The organism is Pseudomonas sp. NPDC089734, from assembly GCF_044748865.1.
Lineage (GTDB): Bacteria > Pseudomonadota > Gammaproteobacteria > Pseudomonadales > Pseudomonadaceae > Aquipseudomonas.
Window position 1 is genome coordinate 1 of record NZ_JBIVGV010000036.1, and the last position, 9,332, is coordinate 9,332.

Sequence of the window (9,332 nt, forward strand, 5' to 3'; positions counted from 1 at the left end):
CAGTCCGGCGAATCCAGGGCAATCACCGGCACGTCCAGCGACGGCAGACCGGCCAGCAGCGCCTGCTGGGTCAGCACCGCCACGGGCGCGCTGTCTTCCAGCAAGTAGGCGATACGTTCATCCGGGTGCGCCGGGTCCACCGGCACATAACCCGCACCGGCCTTGAACACGGCCAGCAGACCGACCAGGGTATCCAGGCTGCGGCGAGCAACCACGGCCACGCGGTCGTCCGGGCGTACACCCAGGCCGATCAGGTGATGAGCCAGCGCGTTGGCCTGGCGGTTCAGCTCGCGGTAGCTCAGGCACTGGTCACCCACTTGCGCGGCAATGGCATCAGGCTGCTCCAGCGCCTGACGCTCGATGCGCTGGTGGATCGTCAGTACGGTTTCCTGATCGAGGTCATAGGCATTGAGTGTTTCAAGCAGGAACTGACGCTCTTGCTCACCCACCAGTGCGACTTGATCGAGCACCACGTGCTCCTGAGCCACCATGGCCTGCAACAACTGCTCGAAGTAATGGGCATAACGGCGCACCGTCGCTTCATCGAACAACGCCGTTGCATAGTCCAGCGTGCCGATCAGCTCCTCGCCCTGCTCGCCCAGGTTCAGCGACAGGTCGAACTTCGACACCTGACTGGTCTGCTCGACCGTCGAGACGGCCAGCCCGTCCAGTTGCGGGGCCTGACCTCCGCCAGCCAGCCAGTTCAAGGTGGTCTGGAACAGCGGCGCATGGGCCAGGCTGCGTTCCGGCCTGACGATTTCCACCACCTGCTCGAACGGCAGGTCCTGATGATCCTGGGCTTCCAGCACCCGCGCCTTGACCTGGGCCAGCAAGGCTTCGCCGGTCGGGGCACCCGAGGTATCGATGCGCACCGCCAGGGTGTTGACGAACAGACCGACCAGTCCTTCCAGCTCTGTGCGGCCACGGCCCGCCATCGGGCTGCCGATCACCACGTCGTGCTGCCCGGACAGGCGCGCCAGCAACGTGGCCCATGCGGTCATCAGCGTCATGTACAGGGTCACGCCCTGACGCTGCGCCAATGCCCGTAATCCGGCACTGAGCTGCCCGTCCAGATGAACGCTCAGGCTGGCACCGCTGAAGTCCTGCTGTGCCGGACGAGGCCGGTCCGTCGGCAGCATCAGCAAGGTCGGCGCACCCTCCAGCGCCTGACGCCAGTACGCCGTCTGCTGTTGCAGACGCTCGCCGGTCAGCCATTGACGTTGCCAGACGGCGTAATCGGCGTACTGGATCGCCAGCGCTGGCAATGGATCGCGACTTCCCTGGTGAATGGCCGCATACAGCGCCAGCAGCTCGTGGGTCAGCACCCCCATGGACCAGCCATCAGCAACGATGTGATGCACCGTCAGCAACAGCACATGATGATCGTCGGCCACCTGCAACAGACAGGCACGCAGCACAGGACCACGGCTCAGGTCGAAAGGTCGTGCGGCCTCCGTGCGGACACGCTCGGCCAGGCTCTCGGGGTTCAGACGAAGATCCTCGAGGTGCAGCGTGGTTTCGTCGGACAGCGGCGCAAACACCACCTCGGCCCCTTCCTCCAGGGCAACGAACCGGCTGCGCAGGGTCTCGTGACGCTCGACGACACGGGCCAGTGCCTGATCCAGTGCAGCCACATCAAGCGCACCCCGCAGGCTCAGGGCCATAGGGATGTTGTAGGCCTCGTTACCGCCCTCCATCTGCGCCAGAAACCACAACCGCTGTTGAGCGAACGACAGGGGAAGCGATTGATCACGGGGTGCCAGGTGAATCTGTGCCTGCTCCGTGCGCTCGATACCGGCCACGGCCGCAGCCACGGCAGCCAGTTCGCCCAGGGCAAAGAGTTCACCCAGCGGCAGTTCAACGCCCAGTTGCTGACGAACCTGGGACACCATGCGCATGGCCAGCAGGGAATGCCCGCCCAGGTCGAAAAAGTGGTCGTGACGCCCTACACGCTCGACCTGCAGCACGTCGGCCCAGATCTGCGCCAGCGCGATTTCGATCTCGCCTTCCGGCGCTTCATAGGCCAGCCCGAACAGCGACGAGCGATCCGGTTTCGGCAAGGCGCGGCTATCGAGCTTGCCGTTGGCGGTCAGAGGCAGGGTCGCCAGTTCGATGAAGGCCGCCGGCACCATGTACTCCGGCAGATTGGCCTGCAGGGCCGTGCGCATCTGCTCGGGCGACAGCGCCTCGACCTCCTGATGACGGGTGAAGTAGGCCACCAGACGCACTTGCCCTGGCTCGTCCTCACGAGCCAGCACCACCGCATCCCTGATACCGGGCAATTCGTGCAGTCGGCTGACGATCTCGCCCAGTTCGATACGGAAACCACGGATCTTCACCTGGTCGTCATTGCGGCCCAGACACTCCAGCTGGCCATCGTCCAGCCAGCGGCCCAGGTCGCCAGTGCGATACATCATCGCTCCGGGCTGGTCGCTGAACGGATCGACCAGGAACTTCTCGGCCGTCAGGTCCGGACGATTCAGGTAGCCTTGAGCCACGCCATCGCCGCCAATGTACAACTCGCCGATGACACCTTGCGGCACCAGGCACTGACGGGCATCCAGCACGTAAATGCTGGTATTGCCGATCGGTCGGCCAATGGACACCGATTCCGCACCTTCGGCCACTTCCCGGACCTCGTTGGTCGTGGCGAAGGTGGTCGTTTCGGTCGGCCCATAACCGTTTACCAGACGCAGGCCCGGTGCCTGTTCCAGCATGGCACGGAAGCTGGCCGGATCGGCACGCTCGCCCCCGGACATCAGATAGCGCAAGCCCTTGAGCGCTTCGGGAATCAGCTGCACATACTGGTTGAACAATGCCGTGGTGAGGAACAGCACGCTGACGTGACGCAAGGCCTCACCCAGACGCTCAGGGTCGATCAGGGTCTGGTGATCGATGACAAGCAGTTGCCCGCCATTGAGCAAGGCGCCCCATACTTCCAGGGTGCTGGCATCGAAGGCCGGGTTGGATGCAAAGGCAATGCGGTCCTGTTCGTTGAAATCAGCGAAGCCATTGTTCAGCACCAGACGGGAAATCCCGCGATGCAGCACGCAGACACCTTTCGGCGCACCGGTGGAGCCGGAGGTGTACATGACATAGGCCACGGTATCCGAACCTTGCACCAGATCCGGGTCGTGAACGGGCTGATCGTCCAGCGCCAGGCGGTCCAGATCGATGCGCCGGGCGGCAGAGTCGATCGAAGTCGCGCTGCGGGTCAGCAGGCACACGGCCTTGCAGTCCTCGACCATGTAGACCTGACGCTCGGCCGGTGCATTGATGTCCAGCGGCACATAGGTCGCAGCGCATTTGCCGATGGCCAGTTGACCGATCAACAGGTCCATGGAGCGCGGCAGCAGGATCGCCACGTGATCGCCCGGCTTGACGCCCTGCCCGATCAGGTAATGGGCCAGGCGGTTGGCGCGTTCGTTCAATTCGCCATAACTCAGCGAATGGCTGCCATGCGCTGCGGCCACGGCCTGCGGATGAGCGGCTGCACGTTGCTCGAACAGGCGATGCACCGGCAGTTCGCGCGGGTAGTCCCGACGGGTGATGTTGAAGCCGATCAGCAGGCGCTGACGCTCCGCAGTCGGCAACACGGACAACTGCTGCACGCTTTCGTCGGGCTGCTGCTCCAGTGCCTGGACCAGACTGGCCACGGCTTCCTGCAAGTAGGCGCAGACTCGCTGTGCGTCGATGCCCTGTGCCGTCTGGGCCGTCAGGCTGAAGGTTTCCCCCAGGTCATCGATGCTCAGGGTCAGCGGGTAGTTGCTGCGCTCTTCGGCATGCAGCACCTCAATGCCCTGCCATGCCTTGGTAGCGGCTTCGTCCCGGACCTGAGGCGCTGCGCTGTGGCGGTAGTTGAGCAAGGTGCTGAACAGCGGAGCGCCCGCCGGCAAGGCACTGCAACGCTGGGCCAGTGCCAGTTGTGCATGCTCGTGGGCCAGCAGCCCGGTCAAGCGGCGATGGGTGTCCAGTACCGCTTCACGCACGGGCTGACTGCCCAGATCGATGCGCAACGGCAAGGTATTGATGAACACGCCCAAGGCCCGTTCCACACCTTCGCCGCCTTGCAGACGACCGAGCAGCACGGTGCCGAACACCACGCTGTCACGTCCGGACAGTTGCCCCAGAACCTGCGCCCAGGCCAGGTGCATCAGGCTTGCGGCACTGACACCCAGCTGCCGGGCCTGATCGCGAACCTTGTGGCACAAGCTGACGTCCAGCGGAAGACGGGCCTCGTCAAGCGCGCCTTCACCCGCCGCGGCAGGCAGGCCATAAGGCAAGGTAGGCTCGTCGATATCGCCCAGTTGTTCCCGGAAGAAGGTTTCGTGGGCCTCTTCGCCCGGCCCTTGCAGGACCTGCGCGACATAGTTGCGATACGGTACAGGAGCCGCAAGCCCGGCTTCATCATCGAGCAACATGGCCTGCAATTCGTGGCCCAGCACCTCAAGGGCGACATGGTCCATGACCACGTGGTGGAAGCGCAGTACAGCGGCAATCTGCTGGCTGGCCGGGTCAAAGGCATGCACCAGATGCAACAGCGGAGCCTGGGTCAGGTCCATGCGGGGCGCATGTGCCAGTTCATCCAGCGCAATCTCTTCGACCTTCAGGCGAGCCTGACGCCAGACCACCTGAACCGGCGTCTCCAGCCCTTCCCAGAACAACGCCGTGCGCAGAATGTCATTGCGTTCGATGACACGCTGCAAGGCATGGCTGAACGCATCCAGACGAGACTGATCGGCAAAGGCGAACTGCGGCAACAACAGGTAAGGATCGTGATCGCCTGCCGCCAGGTGGTGGTAAAGAATACCGGCCTGCAGCGGCCCCAGCGGATAGATATCCTGCACATTGGCCGCACCACCGGGAACGCTGGCGACAATACGGTCGATGGCGTCCTGTTCCAGCGCAATCAATGGCAACAGATCCGGGGTGATGCACTGGCAATCCTCGGCAATGAGGTTGGCCGGCACCTTCAGTTCGTGGCCACTGCCGTTTTCGACCGAGCTGGCCAGAGCGGCCAGGGTCGGCTGGGCGAACAGCACCCGGATATCCGCCGTCATGCCCAGACGGCGCATGCGCGCAATCAGGGTCACAGCGAGCAGCGAATGCCCGCCCAGTTCAAAGAAATTGTCCTGACGACCGACCTGCTCCACGTGCAGCAACTCGGCCCAGAGACCGGCCAGTTGCGTTTCGGTCTCGCCCTGCGGAGCTTCATAGTCACGGCTCAGCACTGCCTGTGCGCCCGGCTCTGGCAAGGCCGCGCGGTCGAGCTTGCCATTGGGGCTCAGGGGCAAGGCTGGCAGCGCCACATAGGCCGAAGGCACCATGTAGTCCGGCAATTGCGCCAGAACATGCTCGCGCAAGGTCTGGATATCCGGAGCCGACTGGCCTTCATGGCAACTGAACCAGGCCACCAGACGCTCGCCATGCAGCAACACGGCCGCTTCGCGGATGGCCGGGTGCGCGCTCAACCGGGCTTCGATCTCGCCCAGCTCGATACGCAGGCCATGCAACTTGACCTGGAAGTCATTGCGCCCGATGAACTCCAGAACGCCGTCGGCACGCTGACGCACCAGGTCACCGCTGCGATACAGACGGTCCCCGGCCACGAACGGGCTGTCGATGAAACGCTCGTCCTGCATCTGTGGCAGGTTCAGGTAACCGCGAGCCACACCGGCACCGCCGATGTGCAACTGGCCCGCCACACCTTGCGGGACCGGCTGGTCATGGTCGTCCAGCACATACAGACGGGTATTGCTGATTGGACGACCGACAGGCAATGCATTGCCCGGAACCGGTTCATGCGGCTCCAGTGTCCAGACGCTGCAATCCACCGTGGTTTCGGTCGGACCATAGACGTTATGCAAGCGTACGCCAGGCAGGCGCTGGCGTACCTGCCGGGCCAGTGCCTCGGTCAGTTCGCCGCCACCACAGGCGATATCGGTCAGGGACACGCACTGACTGCTTTCTTCAAGCTCCAGGAACTGCTGGAGCAAGGCTGGCACGAACTGCACCACGGTAACCTGCCGCTCAATGATCAACTGCGCCAGATAGGCCGGATCGCGATGCCCGTCAGGACGCGCCAGCACCAGGCGAAGACCGGCGCACAGTGGCCAGAACAATTCCCAGACAGAAGCATCGAAACTCACCGGGGTCTTGTGCAGCAGAGCGCCTTCAGCGTTCGACGGGATGAGCAGCGAACTCCATTGCACCAGGTTGCACAGGCCACGGTGCTCGACCATCACGCCTTTCGGCTGACCGGTAGAGCCGGAGGTGTAGATCACATAAGCCAGATGGTCGGCGCTCAGGCCCGTCACCACCGGATTGGAGACCGCTTGGTCGTTCCAGATGGCCGCGTCCAGATTGATCTGCTGCAACGGGCTGTCGGCAAAGCGCGTCTGCGTCGCGGCATCGACCAGCAGTGTACGGGCACCGCTGTCGGTCAGCATGTAGGCCAGACGCTCGACGGGGTAGCCAGGGTCCAGCGGCACGTAGGCACCGCCGGCCTTGAGCACGGCCAGCAAGCCGATCAACAGGTTCGGACCACGCTCCAGGCACACCGCCACCCGGTTGTCGGGCTGTACGCCTTGACCAATCAGGTGGTGGGCCAGACGGTTGGCCGCTTCGTTGAGCTGACGATAGCTCCATTGCACGCCCTCGCTCTCCAGAGCGATGGCTTCCGGAGTACGGGAAACCTGAGCCTCGAACAACACCGGCAAAGGCTGCTCAAGCTCGAAATCCTGCTCGCTGGTATTGAAATCCACCAGCAGGCGACGACGCTCCTGCGCACTCAGCAGCTCGGTGCGGGCCGGTACGGCCTGATCGCTGCCAACCATGCTCCACAGCAGCGGTTCCAGATAGGCCACATAGCGCTCGGCGGTGGTCTTGTCGAACAAGGCGGTGGCGTAGTCCAGGGCACCACTGAAACCCTCTTCGCTTTCCCCCATGCTCAGGGTGAGATCGAACTTGGCAAAGGTCGGCTGATCACCCAGCGGTTCCAGCAGCAGATCGCCCAGATTCAATTCCAGCCCCTGACTGCCGTCCCAGGCCAGCGAGGTCTGGAACAGCGGGCTGTGTGCCAGGCTGCGAGGCGGACGCAGACGCTCCACCACTTGCTCGAACGGCAGATCCTGATGTTCCTGGGCTTCCAGCACGCGGGTCTTGATCCGTGCCAGCAGTGCCGTGACATCCGGTTCGCCCGACGTATCGACACGCACGGCCAGTGTATTGACGAACAGACCGATCAGGCCTTCGATCTCGGCACGACGCCGGTTGGCCACCGGTGTCCCGATCACCACCTCGCTCTGTCCGGACAGGCGCGCAAGCAGCACGGACCAGGCGCCCATGAAGAGCATGAACGGTGTCACCTGATGGCGCTGGCAGAAGGTCTTGATTTCGGCACTCAGGCGCGCATTGAAACGCACCGGAATACTGGAGCCGGTGTAGTCCTGACGTGCAGGACGAGGTCGGTCGGTGGGCAGGGTCAACAGCACGGGAGCCCCGGCGAGCGCCTGCTGCCAATAATCGCCCTGACGGCTCAGCCTTTCGCTGTCCAGCCAGTCACGCTGCCAGACGGCATAGTCGGCATATTGCAGAGGCAATGGCGGCAACGGGTCCTCCAGCCCTTGACTGAAGGCCTTGTACAAGGCCGTGAGTTCACGGGTCAGCACACCCAGCGACCAGCCATCGGCAACGATATGGTGAACCGTCAGCAGCAAGACGTGGCGGTCTTCGGCCAGGCACAGCAGACGGCCGCGAATGGGCAAGTCATGGTTCAGATCGAAGGGTTGTTCCGCCTCTTCCCGGACCACGGCCTGCAAGGCCTGGGCATCCTGACCGCGCAGATCCTGCCAGCACAGGTCCGGCATCACGCTGGCGGATGCGGCCTGCACCCGGGCTTCCCCGTCTTCCTGGGTAAAGCGGCTGCGCAGGCTGTCATGACGCGCCACAATGCGCTCCAGCGCACGCTTGAGGGCGCGGCTGTCCAGTTGCCCGGTCAATTGCAGCCCCAGAGGAATGTTGTAGGCGCTGTTGGCCTCTTCCATCTGCGCCAGGAACCAGATTCTCTGCTGAGCGAAGGACAGCGGAACCGCCCCGCTACGTGCCTGAGCCTTGATGGGCGGCAGTTCATTGCGGGCTGCCTGACTCAGACAGTGCGCGACGGCCGCCAGAGCGCTGTCGGCGAACAGATCACTGAGTGCCAGCTCCAGCGACAGGCGCTGACGCACCTGAGACACCATGCGCATCGCCAGCAGGGAGTGGCCACCCAGCTCGAAGAAGCGATCATGCCGACCGACCCGCTCGACTTGCAGCAACTCGCTCCAGATCCCGGCCAGCGCCGTTTCCAGCTCGCCTTCCGGTGCCAGATATTCACCGATGTGCAACGCTTCACGATCAGGCACCGGCAAGGCACGACGATCCACCTTGCCGTTGGCGGTCAAAGGCCAGGCATCCAGGCGTACCAGCGCGCTCGGCACCATGTAGGCCGGCAGTTGGCTGAGCAACGCCGTGCGCAACTCATTGACAATCAGTGGCGTGCTGCCAGCCCGTTCGATGAAGTAACCCACCAGACGCGGCTGGCCCGGCTCGTCTTCTCGTGCCACGACCAGTGCCTCTTCGATACCCGGCAACTGCCCCAGCTGGCTTTCGATCTCGCCCAGTTCGATACGCACGCCCCGGATCTTCACCTGATCGTCGTTACGGCCCAGGTACTCCAGGGTCCCGTCGGCGTTCCAGCGAGCCAGGTCGCCGGTGCGGTACATCCGGGCACCCGGCGTCGCGGTGAACGGGTCGTCGAGGAAACGCTCGGCGGTCATCTCCGGACGGTTCAGGTAGCCACGGGCCACGCTGTCACCCCCGATGTACAGCTCGCCCGCCACCCCGAACGGCACCAGTTGCTGGTGTTCGTCCAGCAGATACACGCGGGTGTTGGCAATCGGTTTGCCGATGTCCAGGCTGCCTTCCGGCAGCAAGCGGCCCGAAGTGGCCACCACCGTGGTTTCGGTCGGGCCGTAGTTGTTGATCACCGCAAAGCCCGGATCGCGATGGAACTGACGCAACCGGTCACCGCCGATCAGCAAGGTACGCAGCGTCGGGTGGCGCAACTCGCGGCTGAAGGCGTATTCGGCCACCGGCGTGGACAAAAACGCCACCTGAAGCGGCTGGGCCAGCCACCAGTCGAGCAAGGCATCCAGTTGTTCGTTGCCGATCTCGGCCGGTGGCAGGTGCAGCGTGGCTCCGGCGCACAGGGTCGGCCAGATTTCCCAGGCCATGGCGTCGAAACCGAAACCGGCCACGCTGGAGGTGTGGCTGCCTGCGTTCAGCTCGAAGGC

The 9,332-nt window shown here is 63.9% G+C and carries 1 protein-coding gene; it reads right to left on the reverse strand.

All coding sequences use genetic code 11. The features are described from left to right. Window positions 1–9,332 (reverse strand): amino acid adenylation domain-containing protein (locus ACIPY9_RS24320; protein ID WP_400707735.1); only part of this gene is annotated, 9,332 nt, incomplete at both ends.